This is a genomic window from Bradyrhizobium sp. ERR14, assembly GCF_014198235.1.
Lineage (GTDB): Bacteria > Pseudomonadota > Alphaproteobacteria > Rhizobiales > Xanthobacteraceae > Bradyrhizobium.
In genome coordinates, this window is record NZ_JACIHD010000059.1 from 1 (window position 1) to 2,341 (window position 2,341).

Annotated in this window: 1 protein-coding gene; it reads right to left on the bottom strand. The window is 62.2% G+C overall.

The annotated features are described in order from the left end of the window. Positions 1–2,341: condensation domain-containing protein (locus GGD62_RS40465; protein ID WP_183714836.1), on the bottom strand; the 2,341-nt coding region annotated here is incomplete at both ends.

The following is a 2,341-nucleotide window of genomic DNA, read 5'->3' on the forward strand; positions in this document are numbered from 1 at the left end:
AGGGCGGTTCAGGTAGCCCCGCGCCACCCCCGCCCCGCCAATGTAAAGCTCGCCCACCGCGCCGAACGGCACCAGCCCGCCATGGCCATCCAGCAAGTAGACCCGCGTGTTGGCAATTGGACGCCCTATCGGGGCCACTGCCCCCTTGCAATCAGCCGGGCAAGTCCAGAAAGTTGCGAAGGTCGTCGTCTCGGTGGGCCCGTAGCAGTGAATGAGACGTACAGGACCTTTTTCTTTCAGCAATCTCAGAAATGAGGCAAGATCAGCGCGATCACCCCCACAAAGGAGGTACTTCAGCTGCGCCAACGTCGGAGCAATCGATGCTGTATATTGGTTGAATAATGCTGTTGTCAGAAACAGTGATGTCACGCCGTGCTTCTCTATCGCCCGGGCAAAACTAGGAGTATCCCTGACGGTGGCGGCATGCATGACAACAATGCAACCACCGTTAAGCAGCGGCGCCCATACTTCGAATGTGCTTGCGTCGAAGGCGGGATTGCCAGCCCATGCCACCCGATCTCCTGCATCGATCTTCACATACCCACTGTTGATCACAAGCCGGTTGACGGCACGATGAGGAACAACAACTCCTTTGGGAAGGCCAGTTGAGCCGGAGGTGTACATGACGTAAGCGGCAGTTTCAGCGCTCAACGCCAGCCCAGGATCGGAACTACATCCCGTTCCAGCTATGAGCGGCTCAATAGCACGAACAGGTATCGTCGCCTCAACCAGATCATCAGCGCAAAGCACCAAGCGTGCAGCACAATCGGCCATCAACAATTCTTGTCGCGCCGACGGGAGGGCGCGATCGATCGGTACATACACGCCGCCGGTCTTCAAAATCGCCAGCTGCGCCACCAGAAGAGCGACCGAGCGATCCAGCACTGTGGCAATGCGATCCCCAGGTTTGACCCCGAGGGCGATTAGATGATGTGCCAGGCGGTTGGCCCGCGCATTGAGCTCGCCATAGCTCAGCCGCTCATCTTCGCAGACCACCGCCACCGCATCCGGCGCCTTGTGCACCTGCGTCTCGAACAGCTCGTGGATGCACCGCTGCGCGGGATACGGCGCCGCCGTCCGGTTCAGCTCCTCCAGCAGATACGTGCGCTCGGCAGCCGAGAGCAGCTCAATCCGGTGGACCTCTTGCTGCGCATCGGCAGCCATCGCCCGCAGCAGCGCCAGCAGATAACCACGCTGCCGCTCAATCGTCGCCTGATCAAACAGCGCCGTGGCATAACCCAGCGTTCCGGCGATCTCCTCGCCATGCTCGCCAAGGCTCAGCTCCAGATCGAACTCGACCTGATCAAGCTCGTCCCCGGCAGCTTCGACACTCAGCCCCGGCAGGTCCAATGCTCCAACCGCATTGTTCTCCCAGGCCAGCATCACCTGCAACAACGGCGTGTGATCAAGAGCCCGGGGCGGCTGCACGATCTCCACCACCTGCTCGAACGGCAGGTCCTGATGCTCCTGCGCAGCCAGCACCGTGCGCCGCGTCCGCTCCAGAAGCTCCGACACACGCGGCTTGCCCGACAGGTCCAGCCGAAGCGCCAGGGTGTTGACGAAGAACCCGATCAGCTCTTCGATCTGCCGGTGCCCCCGATTGGCGCTCGGCACGCCAATCACAAGATCGTCCTGCCCCGACAGACGCGACAGCACCGCCGCCCAGGCCGCCAGTACCGTCATGAACAACGTCGTGCCATGCTGCAGGCTCAGCTGCTTCAGCTCCCGCGTCAAATCCGCATCGATGATGACGGGGACCGTGGCCGCGGCAAACGATTGCTGGGCAGGCCGCGCATGGTCCGTCGGCAAGACAAGACGGGTCGTGCCTGCCAGGGCGCTGCGCCAATACTGCGCCTGCTTCTGCAGCCGATCCCCCGACAGCCATTGGCGTTGCCAGGCGGCATAATCCGGATACTGGATCGCAAGCGGCGGCAGAGGATCGTCCTGCCCAGCCTCAAATGCCCGGTAGAGCTGGCTAAGTTCACGCAGCAGCACGCCCATCGACCAGCCGTCCGAGACGATGTGATGCTGGGTCAGCAGGAAGACGTGCTCCTCATCCGACATCCGCACCAGATGCCCGCGGATCAGCGGACCGCGCGCAAGATCGAATGGCGTGCGCCCCTCTTCATGGCACAGATCCAAAAGTGCCGCTTGCGCATCCGATCTCTCCCGCAGATCGTGCTCAACTATCGGCAGTCCCGCATCCGGGGGCAGAACCTCAACCCGGGGCTTGCCCTGCGTCGCGACAAAAACACTGCGCAGCGCCTCATGACGGGCAAACAGACGGTCAAGGCTGCGCTGCCAGGCGCTGTGGTCGAGCATCCCGCGCAATCGCAAGGTC